Source organism: Massilia brevitalea (assembly GCF_030711405.1).
Classification (GTDB): Bacteria; Pseudomonadota; Gammaproteobacteria; order Burkholderiales; family Burkholderiaceae_D; genus Telluria; species Telluria brevitalea.
On sequence record NZ_JAULSI010000004.1, the window covers coordinates 1 to 20,019 of the forward strand.

Genomic DNA, 20,019 nt, shown 5'->3' on the forward strand with positions numbered 1-20,019 from the left:
GAGTCCATCACATTAGGGTGGGCACCCCGTGCCCACGCGGAACGATGATCATTGTTGGCGTTCGTCTCATCGAAACCCGTGCGACTCCGCGGCGTTCGAAAAAGCGTCTCGTTGGCGTTTCTAATGGTGGTTGTGCCGCGGGGCGAGTAGTCGCCGCGCCGGCCAAAGGACACGCACGTAACCGCGTGGGCACGGAGTGCCCACCCTACGTCACCTATAAAAAAGCCCCGCACGCGGCGGGGCTTCGGTTACCTACGGCGAATCAGATCACTCGTAATCGCTGATCGGCGCGCAGCCGCAGAACAGATTGCGGTCGCCGTACACGTTGTCCGCACGGCCGACCGGCGGCCAGTACTTCTTCTTGCGCAGCGACGCCACCGGGAAAGCGGCCACTTCACGGGTATAGGTGTGCTGCCAGTCGTCGGCGGTCACCACCTCGGCCGTGTGCGGCGCACCTTTCAGCGGGTTGTCCATCTTGTCGTACTCGCCGCGCTCGACCTTCACGATCTCGGCGTGGATGGTGATCATCGCCTCGATGAAGCGGTCCAGCTCGGCCTTCGATTCCGATTCGGTCGGCTCGATCATCAGCGTGCCCGGCACCGGGAAGCTCATGGTCGGGGCGTGGAAGCCGAAGTCCATCAGGCGCTTGGCCACGTCTTCGTTCGAGATGCCGGTCTTGTCCTGCAGCGGACGCAGGTCGATGATGCACTCGTGCGCCACCAGGCCGTCGTGGCCGGTGTACAGCACCGGGTAGTGCGGCGCCAGGCGGCGCGCGATGTAGTTGGCGTTCAGGATCGCGACTTCGGTCGCGGCGGTGAGGCCTTCGGCGCCCATCATCGCGATGTACATCCACGAGATCGGCAGGATCGAGGCCGAGCCGTAGGCCGCCGCGCTCACTGCGCCGATGCCTTGTTCGTTGCGCACGTAACCGGTCGACAGCTGGTTCGGCAGGAACGGCGCCAGGTGGGCGCCGACGCCGATCGGGCCGACGCCCGGGCCGCCGCCGCCGTGCGGGATGCAGAAGGTCTTGTGCAGGTTCAGGTGGCTGACGTCGCCGCCGAAGGCGCCCGGCGCGGCCACACCGACCATCGCGTTCATGTTGGCGCCGTCGACATACACCTGGCCGCCGTGCGCATGCACGATCTCGCACAGCTCGCGGATGCCTTCCTCGAACACGCCGTGGGTCGACGGGTAGGTGACCATCACGCAGGCCAGGTCATGGCTGTACTGCCCGGCCTTGGCCTTCAGGTCGGCCAGGTCGACGTTGCCGTTCTCGTCGCAGGCGGTGACCACCACCTTCATGCCGACCATGCTGGCCGACGCCGGGTTGGTGCCGTGCGCCGACGACGGGATCAGGCAGACGTTGCGGTGGCCTTCGCCGCGCGCTTGATGGTACTTCTGGATCACCAGCAGGCCTGCGTACTCGCCCTGCGAGCCGGCGTTCGGCTGCAGCGAAATGGCGGCGTAGCCGGTGGCGGCGCACAGCATGGCTTCCAGCTGGTCGATCATCTCGCGGTAGCCGACCGTCTGGTCCTGCGGCGCGAACGGGTGGACGTTCGAGAACTCGGGCCAGGTGACCGGGATCATTTCCGAGGTCGCGTTCAGCTTCATGGTGCACGAACCGAGCGGGATCATGGTGCGGTCGAGCGCCAGGTCCTTGTCGGCCAGCGAGCGCAGGTAGCGCAGCATCTCGTGCTCGGCGTGGTAGCGGTGGAAGGTCGGGTGGGTCAGGTAGGCGCTGGTGCGCTCCAGGGCTGCCGGGTAGGCGACGGCGGCATCTGCATCCAGCGCGTCCAGGTCCACCTGGGCGCCGTTGCCGAAGATCGAGAACAGCGCAGCCAGGTCGTCGCGCGTCGTGGTCTCATCGAGCGAGATGCCGACGTGGGTGCCGTCGACGCGGCGCAGGTTGATGCCCCGGGCTGCGGCGGCGCCGACCAGGGCGTCGGCATCGGCCGTGCGCACGGTCAGGGTGTCGAAGAAGGTGGCGTTGGCCAGCTCGAAGCCGAGCGATTGCAGGCCGGCGGCCAGGATCGCGGCCTGGCGGTGCACGCGCTGGGCGATGCGCTTCAGGCCTTGCGGACCGTGGTAGACCGCATACATGCCGGCCATCACGGCCAGCAGCACCTGCGCGGTGCAGATGTTCGAGGTCGCCTTTTCGCGGCGGATGTGCTGTTCGCGCGTTTGCAGCGCCAGGCGGTAGGCCTGGTTGCCTTGCGCATCGACGGTCACGCCCACCAGGCGGCCGGCCATCGAGCGCTTGTACTCGTCGCGGGTGGCCAGGTAGCCGGCGTGCGGGCCGCCGAAACCGAGCGGCACGCCGAAGCGCTGGCTGTTACCGACGACCACGTCGGCGCCCCATTCGCCAGGCGCGGCCAGCAGGGTCAGGGCCAGCAGGTCGGCGGCGACCACCACCATTGCGCCCATTGCGTGCAGGTGTTCGCAGGCGGCGCGGTAGTCGCGCACTTCGCCGTTCACGCCCGGGTATTGCAGCAGCACGCCGAAGCAGGTGTCTTCCAGCTTCTCGATGTCGGCGGGTGCGATGCTGCGCACTTCCACACCGATCGGCGTGGCGCGGGTGCGGATCACTTCCAGGGTCTGCGGCAGCACGTCCTCGGCCACGTAGAAGACCTTCGAGCTCGACTTGCCGACGCGCTGGATCAGGGTCATGGCCTCGGCGGCCGCGGTGCCTTCGTCGAGCATCGACGAGTTGGCGATGCCCATGCCGGTCATATCAGTGATCATCTGCTGGAAGTTCAGGATCGCTTCCAGGCGGCCTTGCGAAATCTCTGGCTGGTACGGGGTGTAGGCGGTGTACCAGGCCGGGTTTTCGAAGATGTTGCGCAGGATGACCTTCGGCACGTGGGTGCCGTAGTAGCCCTGGCCGATCATCGATTTCATGACCTTGTTCTTCGAGGCCAGCGCTTTCAGGGTCGCCAGTGCTTCTTCTTCGCTGCGCGGCTGGACGAACTGGCCCAGGTCGAGCGTGTCCTTGCGGCGGATGTTGGCGGGAACGACGGCGTCGATCAGCGCTTCGCGCGTGTCGTAGCCGAGGGTCGACAGCATGGCTGCCTGTTCGGATTCCGATGGGCCGATGTGGCGCGGAATGAAGGAATCGCGTGCTTCGAGGTCAAGGAGGCTGGTGCGGGTCATGGTAGAGGCCAAGAGAAGGTGCTGGCGCGGTGGCGCCGGGGTAGGGAACAGGTACGACGGAGATCGTGATGCGCGTGTCGATACGAAAAGGGACGGCCGCGCCGTCCCCTGGCGACGATCAGTTGCCGGTGGTCTTGCCGTAGGCGTCGGCGTCCAGCAAGCCGTTGATCGCGTTGGCGTCGGTTGGCTGCAGCTTGAACAGCCAGGCGCCGTAGGCGTCGCTGTTGATCGAGTCCGGCGCGTCGGCAACCGGCTGGTTGACGGCGGTGACGGTGCCCGAAACCGGCGCGTAGATGTCGCTGGCGGCTTTCACCGATTCCACGACGGCGGCGTCGTCGCCCGCGGTGAAGGACTTGCCGACCTGCGGCAGTTCGACGAACACGATGTCGCCCAGTGCGTCCTGCGCGTACTCGGTGATGCCGACGGTCAGGGTGCCGTCGGTTTCGAGGCGGACCCACTCATGGGACTCGGTGTATTTCAGGTCGGCTGGGATGTTCATGTAAAAGACTCCTGGTTGGGATGGTGCGGAATTATAAATCGTGAATCGCGGCTTCAGGCAGCCAGCACCTTGCCATTGCGGACGAAAGGCAGCTTGACAACCGAGGCGGCCAGCTTCTTGTCGCGAATCTCGACGTGCACGGTGTCGCCGACCTGCACGTCCATCGGCACGCGCGCCAGGGCGATCGCCTGCTGCATGCTCGGGCTGAAGGTGCCGCTGGTGATTTCGCCGACTGCGCCGGATGCGGCGATGACTTTCTGGTGGGCGCGCAGGATGCCGCCCTTTTCGCGCAGGATCAGGCCGACGAATTGCGCCTGTTGGCCTTTCGCCTGCAGCGCCGCCTTGCCGATGAAGTCGCGTTCCGACACCAGGTCGATCGTCCAGCCCAGGCCGGCGTCGAGCGGGTTCACGCTGTCGTCCATGTCCTGGCCGTAGAGATTCATGCCCGCTTCCAGGCGCAGGGTGTCGCGCGCGCCGAGGCCGGCCGGCTTCACGCCTGCCGCGACCAGGGCGTTCCACAGCGCTTCCACTTGCGTGGCCGGCACGCCGATTTCGAAACCGTCTTCTCCGGTGTAGCCGGTGCGCGCAACCATCGCTTCGCCGAATGCGGTGTCCGGCACGATCACGACATTGAAGGGCTTCATGGCTTCCGATGCGGCTTGCGTCTGCGGCAGCACTTCCCAGACCTTGGCGCGGGCGTTCGGGCCTTGCACGGCGACCAGGGCGATTGCTTTGTCCGTGTCGATCAGGCCGGCGCGGCGCGGGGTGATGCTCAAGCCGCTATTGGTCGCGTCGTTTTGCTGGCGCATCCAGGCGACGTCTTTCTCGGCGGTGCCGGCGTTGACGACCAGGCGGAACCAGTCTTCGCGGAAGAAGTAGACGATCAGGTCGTCGATCACGCCGCCCTCGGGGTTCAGCATGGCCGAGTACAGGGCCTTGCCCGGCACTTGCAGCTTGTCGACGTTGTTGGCCAGCAGGCCGCGCAGGAAGGACCGCGCATTGGCGCCCTCAAGGTCGACCACGCACATGTGGGAAACGTCGAACATGCCGGCGTCGGTACGCACCGCGTGGTGCTCTTCGATCTGCGAACCGTAGTTGACCGGCATGTCCCAGCCGCCGAAGTCGACCATCTTGGCGCCGGCGGCGCGGTGTGCGGAATTGAGCGGGGTCGCTTGGAGCGTCATGGAATCCTCTGGGCAGATATATAAGGGAGCGGCCGCGCACGCCGTTCGAACGGCCGTACGCTGCTGCGCGCCCCTCTGTCCTTGGTACCTGAGAGATAGCGGAAATCCGCCTGCCCCTTCGGTGGGCCAGGGTTGCTGGCCGCTCTCCAGAGTTGGTCCGGTGCGCCGTGCGCGCCGTCCCCTGACCGGTCCTTTTGCCTGAGAGTTTTTGGGTGATGCCCCTTCGGCGGCAGCGTGAACTGCGCTCTCCCGATCAAGACTGTGGAGAATATGCGAGGCTCACGTTGCTGTCAATGAAAGGAGGGGGCGCGCACCGTTGGCGGGCATGCGCGCAGGCTTTTTCCTCGATTTGTTAAACTAGGCTTCACACTTTGCAGGTAGAAAAAGACTATGAGCGAAGATCAAACCAAACACGACAAGGAAGCCTGGTTCACGCTGTCCGGCGACGTCAACAGCGACATGGTGCACCGGGTATTCGAGGCGGTCGGCCACATGACCGAGGACGGCATCGAGACGGCCCACGTGCTGGTGCAGTCGAACGGCGGCTACGTCAGCGACGGCCTGTGCCTGTACAACTTCATGTCGAAGTCGCCGATCGAGTTCGTGATGTACAACGGCGGGGCGGTGGCCTCGATTGCCGTCATCATGTACCTGTCGGGCAGCCGGCGCTATGCCAGCGACACGGCGCGTTTCATGGTGCACAAGTCGCACGCCACGGCCTCGCCGGGTTCGCGTCCGGATGCGCTGAACATCATCGTCGAGGGCCTGCGCGCCGACGACGCGCGTACCGAGTCGATCTTGCGGCGTCACATCGAGCTGTCGCCGGACCAGTGGGCGATCCACCAGTATTCCGACCTGCACCTGAATGCGCGCGATGCGAAAACCGCGCGCATGATCGACGACGTGGCCGATTTTGCGCCGCCAAAAGGCGCGATCCTGCGCAATATCTGAGATCGATTGCCAAAGGCCGTATTGTATTAATCGATCGAGGCGGCGGTGCAAATAGTATTTGCAGTCGAATTAACCCGGCAATAAGTTATTTGCATCGCGACTCCATCGTGCAAATAACCGGTGGTTTCGGCCAATTGGTTCAATTCGTACAGATAATAAAAAAAGCCTGGGCCGTATTGCGCCAGGCTTTTTATTGATAGCCCTTCAAGGGGCGTCGGACCAGCGGATCAACGCTTGCCCTTGCTGCCCTTGCTGCTCTGGCGGCCAAGTTCGAGGTTCTGTTCGGATGCGTCGCTGCGCATGCTGTTGCCCGAGCTGGCGCCCGAACGCGAACCGGAACCCGAGCCCGACTGCTTGTTGCCGTCGTTCTTGTGGCTCTGGCGGCCGGCTGCGGCATGCTGTTCAGGCGTGCCGCCGCGGGTGCCCGCTCCCGATCCCGCCGTCGAGCCTGAGCGCGAACCCGAGCCCGAACCGGACTGCTTGTTTGCGTCGTTCTTGTGGCTCTGGCGGCCAGCTGCCGCATGTTGCTCAGGGGTGCCGCCTTGCGTACCTTTGTTTTGATTCGAGGCCATGATTATTTCCTTTCAATGTAGAGAAATACGTCACTCGCCAAACTACTGCGTTCAATGAGCAGTCAATTCGGTAGCGCCATCATGCGACCCATGCCGTGGAAGAGGTATCGGATGACCGCCTGAGCCCGTGTAGGGGAAACTCCTACATATTCAAAATAAGCGCATCCTCAAATACGTCAATGTAATTCGTGCGCTTTATTTAAAACTCTTCCCAATCGGCGTCCGGTTTGGCCGATGCGCGTGGTGCTGCTGGTGTTGCTGGCGCAGCTGGCGCCGATTTGCCGGTTTTGGGTTTGGCGCCGGGGGCAGGGTGGGGCGCCGCCGTCGCCAGGCGGGGCTTGGCGGCCAGCTTCGCCGGGGCAGGCGCCATGGATTTGTCCAACAGCTTTTCCCTGGCCGGAGCGGAAGGGGCGGGTGTGTCGTTCGCCAGCACGAAGCCGCTTGTTGCGCGCGCCAGCGCCGTTGCCTGCTCGCGTACCGCCGTGGCCGCCGCCGCCGATTCCTCGACCAGGGCCGCGTTCTGCTGGGTGGCCTGGTCCATCGCCGCGATCGCCCCGTTCACCTGCTCGATGCCGGCAGTCTGCTCCATGCTGGCGTCGGCGATTTCGGCAATGATGTCGGTGACGTGCTTCACGCTGCTCACCACTTCCTCCATCGTCTTGCCGGCCTTGTCGACCAGCTGGGTGCCGGCATCGACCTTGGCCACCGAATCGTCGATCAGGGACTTGATTTCCTTGGCGGCCGCGGCCGAGCGCTGGGCCAGGCTGCGCACCTCCGAAGCCACCACGGCAAAGCCGCGCCCCTGCTCGCCGGCGCGCGCCGCCTCCACCGCAGCGTTCAGGGCCAGGATATTCGTCTGGAAGGCAATGCCGTCGATGACCCCGATGATTTCGCTGATCTGCTTCGATGAATCGTTGATCGAGGCCATGGTGCCGACCACGTCCGCCACCACCTGGCCGCCCTTGACCGCCACTTCCGACGCCGACACCGCCAGCCGGTTCGCTTCGTGCGCATGGTCGGCGTTCTGGCGCACGGTCGCCGTCAATTCCTCCATCGACGAGGCCGTTTCCTCCAGCGAGGCGGCCTGCTGCTCGGTCCGCGCCGACAGGTCCATATTGCCGGTGGCAATTTCTCCGGTACCTGTACCGATGCCTTCGGCGCCGGCGCGCACCTCCTTCACCACGCCGGCGAGTTTCAGCGCCAGCGCAGCCATGGCCGCCATCAGCTTGCCGGCTTCGCCGTGCTGCGGCGAGTCGGCACGCACGCGCAGGTCGCCATCAACCAGGCGCTGCGCCAGGGCGCCAGCGACGCGCAGGGTGCGCTGCGCGTCGCTGGCCAGCCAGCTGGAAAAACCGAGCGCCAGGCCCAGACCCAGGCCGAGCGGACCCAGCACACCCAGGTGCAGGAGCGGGCGCCCGTCCTGTGCGCCCAGCTGGACAATTTCAAGCGCATACAAGAGAAAGAACAGGGCAAAGGCGAGGTGGATCTTGATTCTGCTGTCGAGCTGGCGAATGGTCTTCATGGGCGCTCCTGGATAAATAGGGGAGATGGCGGAAGGAGGAACCTAGCAATGTTATGGAAAGGAAATGCGCTGAATTTGTTCAAGCTCAACAGAAAACCTGCCGTTAAGATATTCGCGGCCGCAAGCAACGCAGGACGCCACAGGAGGCGTCTACAACGGCGGGAAATATGTAAATGGGCTATTGCCATGTGGCAATAATGTGCAACAATGGCAGGAGCGGCGCCCCCACGCCGAAGGAATCAACACCATGGCTCAAGCTACCACCGAGACATCCAGCAAAATCCAACCCGCAACGCCAGCGCGCGAGGTCGTGGCCGAACTCGCCCGCAATGCGGCGCGCGGCGCCGGCGAGCAGCTGGGCGGCATGGTCGCGCGCCTGGTGAGCGTCCTGCTCGACCTGACCACGGCCGGCGACGACGCCCAGTCCGCCTACCGCCGCACCCGCGCCGGCAACCTGCTCAAAACCAATTCCTACGCCTTCATCCACTTGGCGGGCGAAGCGCTGGCACGCCATCTCGACGCCGCGGCCGAGGAACTGGCGCCGGCCAGCAAGCCCGATGCCGATCTCGATTCGCTGAGCCTGGTGCCGATCGAGGTCATGGACAGCAAGGTCGCCTTTGGCGCGCTGTGCCGGCCCTTCGAGATCGCCCATTCCGAAGTGCTGGCCAGCATCTGCGTGCGCCTTGGCCTGCTGCTCGGGCGCGACGTGCTGCGCCCCGCGCAGAATCCGCTACGCCCGGACCTGTTCCTGACCGCCGTCCACGAAGCCTGGTGCGCCTTCGAGCCGGATGCCGCTTCCCACGATTTGCTGCTGCCGTTGCTGAGGCCGGATCTCTTCCTCGACCTCGGTGAGCTGCTGGACGCGGCCGACAAGGAACTGCGCGCGCGCAACAAGCAGGCGCGTGAACGTTTCCATATCAGCAAGACTACGGACGCCGCCCGCAGCAGGCGCTCGGGCATGGACGCCGCGCTGGCCCAGCAATTGCGCAACCTGCTGGGCGGCGCCGACGGCGAGCCGCTGATTCCCGAGCTGCCGAACATGCCCCAGGGCAGCGGCTGGCGCCCGAGTTCGGCGCTGGGCTTTGCGATGGCCGTGCCTGCCGTTCCGCAGGAGGCAGGCGCCTCGGTGCCGCCGCAGGCCGGCGCGAATGCCGGGACCACGGGCGTACAAATGGGCGCACAGTTGGGCGCACCGGCGGGCCAGGCGCAAAGCGGCGTGCCGGTATCGGCCGGGCAGGGCGTGGCGTCGATGGCGCCGGCCGGCGCTGCTGTTGGCGTGCCGTTCGTCCAGGCCGGACTGGCCATGCCAGCCGTCGACGGCGGCGCCGCTGTCGCTGGCTTCGTGGTCCCGCTTGCCGGCCCAGGCACGCCGGCGGCGCCCGGCTTCGTGTCGGCGCCAGCCGGCGTGCACGCCGCCAGCATCGGGGGCGCGACGCTGGCCGGGATCCCGGCTGCCGGGGCCGCGCCGGCCTCGTTGCTCGACCTGCTCGCCTCCTTGCAGCCGGGCTTGCCCGCAGTCGGCAGCGTGGACCCGGCGAGTACGGCGCAGGCCGGCAACCCCGCCAGCGTCCCGCACCAGGTGTTCTACCTGCCGCGCCTGAAGCAAAGCCTGCCCCAGGGCAGCCTGTCGCGCGGCGAGGAAAACACGCTTGATCTGCTGTCGCGCATCTTCGAAACGGTTCTGCTTGACGACAACATTCCGCTCGAAACGCGCGAACTGATCCGCTTCCTGCAAGTACCAGTGCTGAAAGCCGCCTTGCTCGACCAAAACTTCTTCTTCGAAGAAACGCACCCGGCGCGGCGCATGATCGACCTGCTGTCGCGCATGGGCTGGGAGCAGCGCCAGGCGCCGGACGACCCGGTGCTGCAGGCGATGCGCCGCGGCGTCGACCGCATCGGCCGCACTGGCGGCGAACCCGGCGCCGAGCCGCAAGCCTTTGCCGAGGCGGTGGCCGAGGTCGAAGCCCAGCTGGCCGCCGAGGAGCGCGCCGCCGAAGCCGCCATTGCCCAGCCGATCGCGCGGGCAACCAAACTCGAAAAACAGACCGTGGCTGGCCGCTCGGCGCGCAACGCCGTGGCGCTGCGTCTGGGCGACGGCGAACTGGTGGCCACGGTGTCGGCCTTCCTCGACAAGCGCTGGGTCGACGTGCTGACCTTTGCCTACATGATCGACGAGGAACGCCCCGGCGCCGTGGAGAACGCCACCCAGACCATGGACGAACTGATCTGGACCGTGAAACCAAAGGCGACCCAGGAACAGCGCAAGGCCCTGATCGCCAAGCTGCCGCCGCTGCTGACCGCCCTGAACAAGTGGCTGGACGCCATCAAGTGGCAGGATGCGGACCGCTTGCAATTCTTTGCCGAGCTGGCCGAATGCCACTTGCAGATCGTGCGCGCGCCGATTGAACTCTCGCCCGAGCGCCAGCTGGAGCTGGCGGTGGAGGCGGCCCAGCAGGATGCACTGCGCCGCATCGCCCTGGAGCAGGCCAGCATCGAGAAGGAGCGCGAGCAAGAGCAACGCGCGCTAGCGGAGCAGACACGCGACGGCACTGCGCCGAAAGAAGCGGCAATCAGCACTGTCGATGAGTTGGAGCGCGGCATGCGCCTGGAGTTCAGGGAGCGTGACGGCAGTGTGCGCAAGGTCAAGCTGGCCTGGGTCAGCCCGCTGCGCACGCTCTTCATCTTCTCCGGTGCCGCGCGCCAGGAATCGTTCTCGCTGCCGGCGGAAAAGCTGGTCGAAGCGGTGCGCTGCGGCAGCATCCGCGTGCTGGCCGTCGAAGGCGTGGTCGGCCGCGTGCTGACCGAAGCGATGCAGGAAGCCGTCAACGATCCGGGGCCGAAGCGCGCGGCTGGCTAGCGAACGCCGGATCAGGCGCCGGCCCGTAGCATTCTCCAGGCGGCCGCAGCCAGTACAACTATCGATGGTTGATGAAGAAGCCCATGCCAAGATGCACCTTGGCGTCGGGCGAGATGCCGGGCGGCCGCGGATAGCGCGCAAGGGCGCGCTTGACAACATCGTTGATCGCTTTCTCGAAACCGCCTGTCTTGTCCTTCCTGTTGTGATAGCGCAAGGCATCGCCGTCGATCACGCCGAGCATGGCGTACTCCTGCGTCTCGCTCTTCTCGATCTCGACCGCAGGTCTGCCCAGATAAAAGACGTATCTGACCTCGGCGCCAAGGCTGAAATCGGCAGCAAGCTCCGGATAGGCCAGTTCCGCCGTCATCATGCTGGACACGGCGAATACATAATTGCATGTTGCCAGGCGCGCTGGTTCCCAGGTGCCGATTTCGGCGACGAAGCGGTCCGGACCTTCAAGGCTGCATGGAATAGGGAATGACGAGCCTGCTCATCCCGCGCTGCGCCCACCACAGGCATTGCGCAAAGGAACTTGTTGTTGCCAGCAGGTTTGAAGCCGCTGAACTGGAACGACGCGAGACGGCAGCAGCGTCGATGACTTGCAGTGCAGCGAGCGCCTGGCGTATTCAGCCCATCGGGCACGGCATTCGCCTGTTTGCTCCCTGCTACAATCCTCTCCCGATTCCGTCCGAGAAGACCATGGGCCATCACGTTCGCATCCTGCGCACCCTGTCCGGCACAACCATACCGATCCATCGCCCCCGAAATCGAGCGTGCCCTCGCCAGCATGGGCGGCAAGCTGGCTTTCCTGCCAGGCAGCGAAGGCGGGCACATCGTCATGCCTGCCCTGGACGACGCGCGCGAATGCATCGTGTGCGAACCCGACGCGTTGTGGGCGCGCAATCCCGACGAGCGCCTGCTGGAAGCGATGATCGAACTGGCGCGCCTGCTCGGTGCGCGCGTGCGCAACGACGACTTCGAGACCTTCCGCAGTCTCGACGAGTGCTACCTGCATCCGGACGACCGCGAGGCTGCCCTGGCGGCGATCCGCCCGGGGCGTTCCGCTCCGCGCCGCGCCAGGGTGATCGCATGCCTGAAACTGCTCTTGCTGGCGACGGTTGCGGCCATCGCCCTGTACCGCAATTTCCAGGGCCCAGGCTGATCCGGCAACGTTGCCCGGACGGCTCGCTTTCCGCCGTTTCGCACATGCCGCAAACTTGGCCGAAAAGCAAGCAACAAATGGTATGATGCGGCTTTCATCGATTCCCGAATAGCCGAAGCACGGTGCGACTATCTTCAATTAAATTGTCGGGATTCAAGTCTTTCGTCGATCCCACCAATTTCCAGGTACCTGGGCAACTGGTCGGCGTGGTTGGCCCGAATGGATGCGGCAAGTCGAACATCATCGATGCCGTACGCTGGGTGCTGGGCGAATCGAAAGCGTCGGAACTGCGCGGCGAGTCGATGCAGGACGTAATCTTCAATGGCTCGACCCACCGCAAGCCTTCGGGCCGGGCCTCGGTGGAACTCGTGTTCGACAACAGCCTGGGCAAGGCTGCCGGCCAGTGGGGCCAGTACGCCGAGATCGCGGTCAAGCGCACGCTCACGCGCGACGGCACCTCGACCTATTACATCAACAGCCAGCCGGTACGCCGGCGCGACATCCAGGACATCTTCCTGGGCACCGGCCTCGGCCCGCGCGCCTACGCCATCATCGGCCAGGGCATGATCGCGCGCATCATCGAGTCGCGCCCGGAAGAATTGCGCGTCTTCCTGGAGGAAGCGGCGGGCGTCTCGAAGTACAAGGAACGGCGCCGCGAGACCGAAAACCGTTTATCCGATACGCGCGAAAACCTGCTGCGCGTGGAAGACATCCTGCGCGAACTGAACGCGAACCTGGAAAAGCTCGAGGCGCAAGCCGCCGTCGCCAACCGCTTCCACCAGCTGCAAAGCGACCAGGAAGAAAAGCAGAAGCTGCTCTGGCTGCTGCGCAAGAACGAAGCCGAAGCCGAACAGAAGCGCTGGTTCCGCGAGATGGAAGAAGCGCAGACCAGCCTGGAAGAGCAGACCGCCAAGCTGCGTAACGTCGAGCTCGAACTCGAACACCTGCGCCAGCATCACTTCGCCGTGGGCGACCGCCTGCACACGGCGCAGGGAGCGCTGTACGCCACCAACTCGGAAATCGGCAGCCTGGAAGCGCAGATCAAGTTCGTGATCGAGTCGCGCACGCGCTTGCAGAACCAGCTCGGCACGCTCGCCGCCCAACGCGATGGGTGGCTGGCGCAGGCCGGTGAATACGAAGAGCAGATCGAGGAAGCCAGCTTCAACGTCGAGGAACTGGCCGCGCGCGCGGAAGGCGCGCAGATCGCGGTGGAAGCGGCCGGCGAACGCCTGCCCGAACTCGACACCGCCTGGCGCGAAGCCCAGCGCAAGGCCGAGGAATCGCGCGCGCGCATCATGCAGATCCAGCAGCGCATCGAGCTGGCTGCCGCGCATGGCCGCAACGCCTCCAATATCCTGAACGGCCTGGCCGTGCGGCGCGAGCGCCTGCAGGCGGAAAAGAACGCCCTCAGCCCGCCGGACAGCAGCCACCTGGCCAACCTGCGCATGCAGCTCGAGGAAAAGCAGCTAACGCTTGAAGAACAATCAATGCTGCAGGAAGAAGCGGGCGAACGCCAGGAAGCGGTGGAAACCGAGCGCCGCGACGCGCACGCCCAGGTCCAGCAGGAGTCAGGCGCGAACGCCAAGCTCGAAGCGCGTCTGTCGGCGCTGAAGCAGATGCAGGAACGGGTGCAAACCCAGGGCAAGGTAGCGCCCTGGCTGCAGAAGCACGAGCTGGGCGGCCTGCCGCGCCTGTGGCAGCAGGTGCAGGTGGAAGAGGGCTGGGAGACCGCGCTGGAAGCCGTACTGCGCGAACGCACCGGCGCCCTGGAGGTATCGAACATCGACTGGGCCAAGGCTTTTCTCGCCGATGCGCCGCCGGCGCGCCTGGCCCTGTATTCGCCGGCGCCAGGCGCGCCCGCCGCTGCCGAGGCCCCGGGCCTGAAGCCCTTCGCCAACCTGCTGAAACTGAACGACCCCGGCCTGCGCGGCGTGCTGAACGACTGGCTGCACCTGGTGTTCGTGGCCGAGGATGCGGCCAGCGCCTTTGCCGAGCGATCGCGCCTGCCGCAGGGCGGTGCTTTCGTCACGCGCCAGGGCCACATGGTGTCGTCGTCGAGCGTGCGTTTCTTCGCACCCGACGCCGAGCAGGACGGCATGCTCGGCCGCCAGCACGACATCGACAACACGGCAAAACAGCTGCGTGCACAAGCCCTGCTGCTGGACGAAGCGCGGAGCCGCGCCACCCGCGCCGACGCCGCCGTCACCGACTTGCAGCGCCGTTTGCAGGATGCGCGCACGCGCGTCGGCACGCTCACGCGCGAGGTCCACGCGCTGCAGATCGAGGTGGTGCGCCAGAGCGAAGTCGAGGCGCGCTTCAACCAGCGCAGCCACCAGATCGACCTCGATTTGAGCGAGATCGGCGCCCAGGAAGCCGAGCAGCAGCAGGTCAAGGCGGAAGCCGAAGAGCAGTTCGAAGTGCTCGACATGGAACTGGCCGAACTCCAGGGCAAGCATGAAGATGGCCAGACCCTGTTCCTGCAGCGCGAAGCGGCGCTGGCCGAGGCGCGCGACAAATTGCGCGACCTCGAACGGGGCGCCCAGGAAGCGCTGTTCGCCGAGAAAACCGCCCGCGCGAAGATCGAGGAACTGCGGCGCAGCATCGCCACCGCCCGGCAGCAGGCGGCCCAGGTGGCGGAAAGCCTGGCGAACGGCCAGTCCGAACTGACGGCGCTCGAATCCGGCACTGCCCACGAAGGCTTGCAGGAACTGCTGGAACGCCGCACCGCCCAGGAGCGCGCGCTGGCCGACGCCCGCCATGAGCTCGACCAGGTGGCCCAGCAACTGCGCCACGCGGAAGAATCACGCATGGGTAACGAGCGCGGTTTGCAGCCGCAGCGCGACCGCATCACCGAAATGCAGCTGAAGGAACAGGCCGCGCGCCTGAACCAGGAGCAGTTCGCCGAAGCGCTGGCCGCCACCGGCGCCGACGAAGCGCAATTGAGCGAGAAGCTCAATCCCGAGCTGAAACCCCAGTACCTGCAGGGTGAAGTCACGCGTTTGACGAATGCGATTTCGGCGCTGGGCGCGGTGAACCTGGCCGCGGTGGACGAACTGGCCACGGCCACCGAACGCAAGCGCTTCCTCGATGCGCAGAACGCGGACCTGAACGAGGCGATCGCCACGCTGGAAGATGCGATTCGCCGCATCGACAAGGAAACGCGTGACCTGCTGCAAGACACCTTCGAGCGTGTGAACACGCATTTCTCGGAGCTGTTCCCGATCCTGTTCGGCGGCGGCCAGGCACGCCTGGTGATGACCGGCGACGAGATCCTCGACGCCGGCGTGCAGGTCATGGCCCAGCCGCCGGGCAAGAAGAACGCGACGATTCATTTGCTGTCGGGCGGCGAGAAGGCGCTGACCGCGACGGCGCTGGTGTTTTCGATGTTCCGCCTGAATCCGGCGCCGTTCTGCCTGCTGGACGAGGTCGACGCGCCGCTGGACGATTCGAACACCGAGCGCTTCTGCCGCATGGTCAAGCGCATGTCGGAACATACCCAATTTCTTTTCATCTCCCATAACAAGATCGCCATGGAGATGGCCAATCAACTGATCGGTGTGACGATGCAGGAGCAGGGCGTATCGCGCATCGTGGCGGTGGACATGGAGTCCGCCGCCCACTTCGCACAAGAGGCACAAGCAGCATGACAGACTTCCAAATGAGCCTGATCGCGGCTGGCGGCGTATTCGTCGTTGGCGTCATCACCTACAACAAGTGGCAGGAGTACAAGGCGAGAAAAACCGTCGAGCGTGCCTTTGCTTCCGACCATGACGACGTCCTGATGCGCAGCGGTGCGGTCGGCGTCGATCGCCAGGAACCGGTGCTCGACGTCGGCATGCCCGGCGCCGAGGCGATGGAGCCGAGCTTCGGCGCGCCAACGAACGCCGCGCCGGACCTGGGCGCTGTGGGTGGCAGCGTGGCCGGCGCCGCCGGCACGGTTGCTGCAGCCTCCACCGCCGCTTCTGCCACGGCCGATCCGCTGGCGCCGCTGGCCGGCGTCGCTCCGCCCGGCGAGACCGCCGGTCCAGCGCCGGCCGAAGTGGCCGAGAGCCTGGTCGACCCGCTGATCGACTGCATGATCCCGCTGGCGCTGGAAGGCGCGGCGCGCGGCGACAAGATCCTGCCTTCGCTGCTCAAATTGCGCCGGGTCGGCAACAAGCCGATCCACTTCATCGGCCTGGCCGTCAGCGGCGACTGGGAACCGATCGTGCACGGCGGCGTGTACACCGAGCTGCAGGCGGGCGTGCAGATGGCCACCCGCACCACGGCCCTGAACGAACTCGAATACTCGGAACTGGTCACGCGCCTGCGCGCGGTGGCCGACGAGATCGGCGCCGAGCCGGCCGTGCCGGACATGATCGAAGTGATGAGCGAAGCGCGTACCCTGCACAAGTTCGTTGCCGGCCATGACGCCCAGCTGGGCGTGAACCTGAAGTCGAACGGCCCCGCCTGGCCGATGAGCACCCTGATCGGCGCGCTGGAAAAGGCCGGCTTCGACGTGCGTCCGGATGGCCGCTTCGCCATGCCCGACGGCCATGGCGGCGTGCTGTTCACGCTCTCGACCAACGTCAACATGGGCGCCGAGAATACCGACCGCCTGACCCTGCTGCTCGACGTGCCGCGCGTGGCCCCTGACCGCGACGGCTTCGGCGCCATGGTCCGGTGCGCGAAAGACCTGGTGGGGCGCCTGGACGCGACGATCGTCGACGACTTCGAGCAGCCGCTGCTCGACGCCAGCCTGGAAGAAATCGCCGGCCAGGTGAAGGAGTTCTACCAGGAGATGGAGGCCTCGGACATCCCGGCCGGCTCCACCCGCGCGCTGCGCCTGTTCAGCTGAGGCGGGCATGAGCGAAGCGCAGGACTACCTGGAGCGCATGGCCTGGCTGGTTGAGGAACTGAACCGCCACATCTACAACTACCACGTGCTCGACGCGCCGACGATTCCCGACGCCGAGTACGACAAGCTGTTCCGCGAGCTGCAGGCACTCGAAGCCGCACACCCGGAAGCGGTGTCGAACGACACCCCGACTTCGCGCGTGGGCGGCGCACCGATCCCCGAGTTCAAGCAGGTGACGCATGCGGTGCCGATGCTTTCGCTGAACAACGGCTTCCAGGACGAGGACGTGGACAACTTCGACCGCCGCGTGCGCGAAGGCCTGGACCTGAGCGCGAGCGCGGGCGCCGTCGACTACGCCGCCGAACTGAAGTTCGACGGCCTGGCCATGAGCCTGCGCTACGAGAACGGCGTCTTCGTGCAGGCCGCCACGCGCGGCGACGGCTACACCGGCGAAGACGTGACGGCGAATATCCGCACCGTGCGCGTGATTCCGCTGCGCCTGCATGGCGACGACATTCCCGCCGTGCTCGAAGTACGCGGCGAAGTGCTGATGTTCAAGGCGGACTTCGACAAGCTGAACGAACGCCAGCGTGAGGCCGGCCAGAAGGAATTCGCCAATCCGCGCAACGCGGCCGCAGGCAGCCTGCGCCAGCTCGACGCGCGCATCACGGCCCAGCGCAAGCTGCGTTTCTTCGCCTACGGCATCGGGCTGCTGGAAGGTGCCGAGATGCCGGCATCGCACTCGCAGGTGCTGGACTGGTTCGACCGGCTCGGTTTGCCGGTGTCGAAGGAACGCGCCGTGGTGAAAGGCAGCGCCGGCCTGCTCGACTATTACCGTGACATTGGCGACAAGCGCCCGACGCTGCCCTACGAAATCGACGGCGTGGTGTACAAGGTCGACCGCCTGGAAGACCAGCGCGCACTAGGCTTCGTCTCGCGCGCGCCGCGCTTTGCGCTGGCCCATAAATTCCCGGCCGAGGAAGCGCTGACAATCGTCTCCGCCATCGACGTGCAGGTGGGACGAACCGGCGCGATTACCCCGGTGGCGCGCCTGGTGCCGGTGTCGGTGGGCGGCGTGACCGTCACCAACGCCACCCTGCACAACGAAGACGAAGTGCGGCGCAAGGACGTGCGCATCGGCGACACGGTCATCGTGCGCCGCGCCGGCGACGTGATTCCGGAAGTGCTGTCGGTGGTGCTGGAACGCCGTCCGGTGCCGGAACCGCCGGTCTACACGCTGCCGACGCAGTGCCCGGTGTGCGGCTCGCACGTGGTGCGCGAAGAAGGCGAGGCCGTGGCGCGCTGCTCGGGCGGCCTGACCTGCGCAGCCCAGCGCAAGGAAGCGATCCGCCACTTCGCTGGCCGCCGCATGATGGACATCGAGGGCCTGGGCGACCGCTACATCGACAGCCTGGTCGAGTGCAATTTGATCCACGGCGTGGCCGACCTCTACACGCTCACGCTGGAGGATCTGCTGCAGATGAAGCGCGCGGCGGACGAGCGCGACGGCACGACCCCCGAGACAGTCAAGCAGGGCAAGGTTGCGACCAAGTGGGCCGACAACCTGCTCGCCGCGATCGCCGCCAGCAAGCACCCGCCGCTGGAGCGCCTGCTGTTCGCGCTCGGCATCCGCCATGTGGGCGAGTCCACCGCCAAGACCCTGGCCGACTGGCTCGGCTCGCTGGCCCTGGTGCGCCGCGCGCCGGCCGCGCTGCTGCGCGTGCTGCCCGACATCGGCGGCACCGTGGCCGAGTCGATTGCCGACTTCTTCGCCGAAGAAAAGAACCAGATCGCGCTGAACGCCCTGCTGGCAACCGGCGTGGCGCCTACCGGCGAACACGCGCCGAAGGCGGCGCTGCGCGAACGCCTGGACGAAGTCCAGCTGCTGGCCGCGCTCGGCATCCCCAGGCTCACCGAACCGCGCGCCCGCCAGCTGCTGGAGGGCCGTACACTGGAAGACCTGGCCTTCCTCAAGGTGTTCGGCGTGTTCGGCCTGCCCGAAGCACTGGTGGTCTCGCTCGACGCCTGGATGGCGGTCGAGGCCAACCGCCAGGCGCTGATGACGCTGTCGGCGCTGCGGCGCGAGCTGCTGGAGGCACTGCCCGAGGAAGCCGAGGCGCCGCAAGGCGCGCTGGTGGGCAAGACCTTTGTCCTGACCGGCACGCTGCCGACCATGTCGCGCGATGCGGCCGGCGCGCTGATCGAGGCGGCCGGCGGCAAGGTCTCCGGTTCGGTGTCGAAGAAGACCTCGTACGTGGTGGCGGGCGCCGAGGCCGGCAGCAAGCTGGAAAAGGCGGAGGTGCTGGGCCTGGCCGTGCTCGACGAAGCGGGCCTGCTGGCGCTGCTGGGTTCGGAAAGCGCTCGCTGAAACAATACCAACAATAGTAATAGAGGACATCATTCATGACGCACATCCGCAAGGCCGTCTTTCCTGTCGCTGGGCTTGGCAGCCGCTTCCTTCCCGCCACCAAGGCGCAGCCGAAGGAGATGCTGCCAGTCGTCGACAAGCCCCTGATCCAGTATGCAGTGGAGGAGGCGGTGGCTGCCGGTATCGAGGAAATGATCTTCATCACCGGCCGTAACAAGCGCGCCATCGAGGACCATTTCGACAAGGCCTACGAACTCGAATCCGAGCTCGAGGCGCACAACAAGCACGAGCTGCTCGACGTGGTGCGCAAGGTGATCCCGAAGAACGTCACCTGCATCTACATCCGCCAGTCGGCGCCGCTGGGCCTGGGCCACGCGGTGCTGTGCGCGCGCCCGGTGGTCGGCAACGAACCGTTTGCCGTGCTGCTGGCCGACGACTTCATGGATGCCGACGGCGGCACGCCGGTGCTGGCGCAGATGACGGCACTGTACGAGGCCGAGCAATGCAGCCTGCTGGCGGTGCAGGACGTACCGCGCGCAAACACGCGCCAGTACGGCATCGTCAGCGCCGCGCCTTACCGGCCCGATCTGGAACTGGTGTCGGGCATCGTCGAGAAGCCGAAACCGGAAGAAGCGCCGTCGACCCTGGCCGTGGTCGGCCGCTACGTGCTGAGCGGCGCCATCTTCGACCACCTGCAGGACCTGGGGGTGGGCAGCGGCGGCGAAATCCAGCTCACCGACGGCATCGCCGCGCTGATGCAGGCCGAGCGCGTGCTGGCCTACCGCTACGCCGGCCAGCGCTACGACTGCGGCTCCAAGCTCGGCTACCTGCAGGCCACCGCCGCCATCGGCCTGAAGCACCCGGAAACCGCCGCCGGCTTCCGCGCATTCCTGGACCAATTGAAGGGATAAGTGAAG

Annotated in this window: 13 protein-coding genes and 2 riboswitches; of the genes, 7 read left to right on the plus strand and 6 right to left on the minus strand. The window is 66.0% G+C overall.

Annotation, left to right across the window (positions count from 1 at the left end; all coding sequences use genetic code 11):
* Positions 1-267 precede the first annotated feature (267 nt).
* The 3 genes from gcvP to gcvT all read right to left on the minus strand — a co-directional run bounded on the left by gcvP (position 268) and on the right by gcvT (position 4,833).
* Positions 268-3,150, minus strand: coding sequence for an aminomethyl-transferring glycine dehydrogenase (gene gcvP / locus QWL29_RS03120; protein WP_305821428.1), 2,883 nt, complete (start codon positions 3,148-3,150; stop codon positions 268-270).
* 118 nt (positions 3,151-3,268) lie between these two features.
* Entirely contained in the window at positions 3,269-3,649 is a 381-nt protein-coding gene (gene gcvH, locus QWL29_RS03125) for a glycine cleavage system protein GcvH (protein WP_305821429.1), read from the minus strand.
* A gap of 53 nt (positions 3,650-3,702) precedes the next feature.
* The gene (gene gcvT / locus QWL29_RS03130; RefSeq protein WP_305821430.1) at positions 3,703-4,833 is read right to left on the minus strand and encodes a glycine cleavage system aminomethyltransferase GcvT; all 1,131 of its coding nucleotides are present in this window, start codon (positions 4,831-4,833) and stop codon (positions 3,703-3,705) included.
* A 65-nt stretch (positions 4,834-4,898) separates the two neighbouring features.
* Positions 4,899-4,993: riboswitch (glycine riboswitch) on the minus strand.
* Positions 4,994-5,009: 16 nt separating this feature from the next.
* A riboswitch (glycine riboswitch) is annotated at positions 5,010-5,095 on the minus strand.
* A 128-nt stretch (positions 5,096-5,223) separates the two neighbouring features.
* Here gcvT and QWL29_RS03135 point away from each other — a divergent pair.
* Complete coding sequence (locus QWL29_RS03135; protein WP_305821431.1) at positions 5,224-5,784, plus strand: ATP-dependent Clp protease proteolytic subunit; 561 nt, start codon at positions 5,224-5,226, stop codon at positions 5,782-5,784.
* 227 nt (positions 5,785-6,011) lie between these two features.
* On the opposite strand, the gene QWL29_RS03140 is transcribed toward QWL29_RS03135, so the two are convergent.
* Complete coding sequence (locus QWL29_RS03140) at positions 6,012-6,356, minus strand: hypothetical protein (RefSeq protein ID WP_305821432.1); 345 nt, start codon at positions 6,354-6,356, stop codon at positions 6,012-6,014.
* Positions 6,357-6,555: 199 nt separating this feature from the next.
* A complete protein-coding gene (locus tag QWL29_RS03145; protein WP_308634822.1) occupies positions 6,556-7,878 on the minus strand; it encodes a methyl-accepting chemotaxis protein in 1,323 nt (440 codons plus the stop codon).
* Positions 7,879-8,125: 247 nt separating this feature from the next.
* Between QWL29_RS03145 and QWL29_RS03150 the strand changes: the two genes are divergently transcribed.
* A complete protein-coding gene (locus QWL29_RS03150; RefSeq protein WP_305821434.1) occupies positions 8,126-10,735 on the plus strand; it encodes a DUF1631 family protein in 2,610 nt (869 codons plus the stop codon).
* Between the two features lie 58 nt (positions 10,736-10,793).
* On the opposite strand, the gene QWL29_RS03155 is transcribed toward QWL29_RS03150, so the two are convergent.
* Positions 10,794-11,114, minus strand: coding sequence for a hypothetical protein (locus QWL29_RS03155; protein ID WP_305821435.1), 321 nt, complete (start codon positions 11,112-11,114; stop codon positions 10,794-10,796).
* Between the two features lie 408 nt (positions 11,115-11,522).
* Here QWL29_RS03155 and QWL29_RS03160 point away from each other — a divergent pair, with 408 nt between their 5' ends.
* From QWL29_RS03160 to galU, 5 genes are all read left to right on the plus strand, one after another.
* Positions 11,523-11,897 carry a hypothetical protein gene (locus QWL29_RS03160; RefSeq protein WP_305821436.1) on the plus strand — a complete coding sequence of 125 codons (375 nt, stop codon included), beginning with the start codon at positions 11,523-11,525 and terminating at the stop codon, positions 11,895-11,897.
* 122 nt (positions 11,898-12,019) lie between these two features.
* The gene (gene smc / locus QWL29_RS03165; protein ID WP_305821437.1) at positions 12,020-15,544 is read left to right on the plus strand and encodes a chromosome segregation protein SMC; all 3,525 of its coding nucleotides are present in this window, start codon (positions 12,020-12,022) and stop codon (positions 15,542-15,544) included.
* Positions 15,541-16,734: a cell division protein ZipA C-terminal FtsZ-binding domain-containing protein gene (locus QWL29_RS03170; protein ID WP_305821438.1), complete on the plus strand. Its 1,194-nt coding sequence runs from the start codon at positions 15,541-15,543 to the stop codon at positions 16,732-16,734. The genes smc and QWL29_RS03170 overlap by 4 nt, the downstream gene beginning before the upstream one ends.
* A gap of 7 nt (positions 16,735-16,741) precedes the next feature.
* On the plus strand, positions 16,742-19,102 hold the full coding sequence (gene ligA / locus QWL29_RS03175) for an NAD-dependent DNA ligase LigA (RefSeq protein WP_305821439.1): 2,361 nt from the start codon (positions 16,742-16,744) through the stop codon (positions 19,100-19,102).
* 35 nt (positions 19,103-19,137) lie between these two features.
* Positions 19,138-20,013, plus strand: coding sequence for a UTP--glucose-1-phosphate uridylyltransferase GalU (galU, locus tag QWL29_RS03180; RefSeq protein WP_305821440.1), 876 nt, complete (start codon positions 19,138-19,140; stop codon positions 20,011-20,013).
* Positions 20,014-20,019: the final 6 nt, after the last annotated feature.

Excerpts from the sequence above, each read along its gene's own strand:
- gcvP (WP_305821428.1), bottom strand. The coding sequence starts at position 3,150 with ATGACCCGCACCAGCCTCCTTGACCTCGAAGCACGCGATTCCTTCATT.
- gcvH (WP_305821429.1), bottom strand. The coding sequence starts at position 3,649 with ATGAACATCCCAGCCGACCTGAAATACACCGAGTCCCATGAGTGGGTC.
- gcvT (WP_305821430.1), bottom strand. The coding sequence starts at position 4,833 with ATGACGCTCCAAGCGACCCCGCTCAATTCCGCACACCGCGCCGCCGGC.
- QWL29_RS03135 (WP_305821431.1), top strand. The coding sequence starts at position 5,224 with ATGAGCGAAGATCAAACCAAACACGACAAGGAAGCCTGGTTCACGCTG.
- QWL29_RS03140 (WP_305821432.1), bottom strand. The coding sequence starts at position 6,356 with ATGGCCTCGAATCAAAACAAAGGTACGCAAGGCGGCACCCCTGAGCAA.
- QWL29_RS03145 (WP_308634822.1), bottom strand. The coding sequence starts at position 7,878 with ATGAAGACCATTCGCCAGCTCGACAGCAGAATCAAGATCCACCTCGCC.
- QWL29_RS03150 (WP_305821434.1), top strand. The coding sequence starts at position 8,126 with ATGGCTCAAGCTACCACCGAGACATCCAGCAAAATCCAACCCGCAACG.
- QWL29_RS03160 (WP_305821436.1), top strand. The coding sequence starts at position 11,523 with ATGGGCGGCAAGCTGGCTTTCCTGCCAGGCAGCGAAGGCGGGCACATC.
- QWL29_RS03170 (WP_305821438.1), top strand. The coding sequence starts at position 15,541 with ATGACAGACTTCCAAATGAGCCTGATCGCGGCTGGCGGCGTATTCGTC.
- ligA (WP_305821439.1), top strand. The coding sequence starts at position 16,742 with ATGAGCGAAGCGCAGGACTACCTGGAGCGCATGGCCTGGCTGGTTGAG.
- galU (WP_305821440.1), top strand. The coding sequence starts at position 19,138 with ATGACGCACATCCGCAAGGCCGTCTTTCCTGTCGCTGGGCTTGGCAGC.